Annotated in this window: 2 protein-coding genes; both read right to left on the reverse strand. The window is 58.8% G+C overall.

Annotated features, from left to right (window positions below):
* On the reverse strand, positions 1 to 421 hold a 421-nt coding region (locus tag EN925_RS38305; RefSeq protein ID WP_348630394.1), incomplete at its 3' end, for an SPFH domain-containing protein.
* Positions 422 to 465: 44 nt separating this feature from the next.
* The coding region (locus EN925_RS40020; RefSeq protein ID WP_206633200.1) for a hypothetical protein at positions 466 to 728 on the reverse strand (263 nt) is incomplete at its 5' end.

A 728-nucleotide genomic window follows, 5' to 3' on the forward strand; every position in this document is an offset into this window, starting at 1 on the left:
TTGCATCGACGAACCGGCCCTGAACGATCTCCTTCAGCGCGGCAGGATTCTGGGTGCGGTCACCGAGGGTGCGGGCGGCAGTCGACACCCCGGCTTCCGTCGGCACCACACGCACGAAGAACTCGGCGATGATGTCGATGCGCATCTTATTCCTGGTGATCAGGGATTGCTCGCCGAGCCTCCGGATCTCCACCGGGATGGCGTTCATGTTGACACGCGTGATGTCGTGGACAATCGGGATGATCAGCGCACCGCCGCCCATGACCACCCGCTCGCCGCCGAGGCCGGTGCGGACGAAGGACTGGTCTTTGGATGAGTGTCTGTAGAGCCAGTGCAGCAGGTAGACACCGATCGCGATGATGATCGTTATGAGAATAACGATTGCGATCACATCTGAGCCATTCATGGGAAGATCCTCCACTTAACCGCGAGCGCCAAGCACGTTGGCGCGAAGATTGACAGCCTTCAGAAACGCTCCTCGCCGGCGACGGCGAGGACGATCATTGAGACGGCGATGAGATTGATAAGGTCGGCAATGGTGTAGAGCACGATGATGGGCGCCACGTGCCCCGTTCCGATAACGACGTCCACGAAATGCAGGATCGGGTAAATTGCCCAGCCGATCGTCATGATCAGCCTGATCCAGAAATAGCCGAGGCGGATAGGACGCGTCGACTTGCTGATGGCGTCCGCCATGGCGCCGAAATACAACTCGCCAAGGATATAAA

This window comes from Mesorhizobium sp. M7A.F.Ca.US.006.04.2.1 (assembly GCF_004022915.1).
Classification (GTDB): Bacteria; Pseudomonadota; Alphaproteobacteria; order Rhizobiales; family Rhizobiaceae; genus Mesorhizobium; species Mesorhizobium ciceri.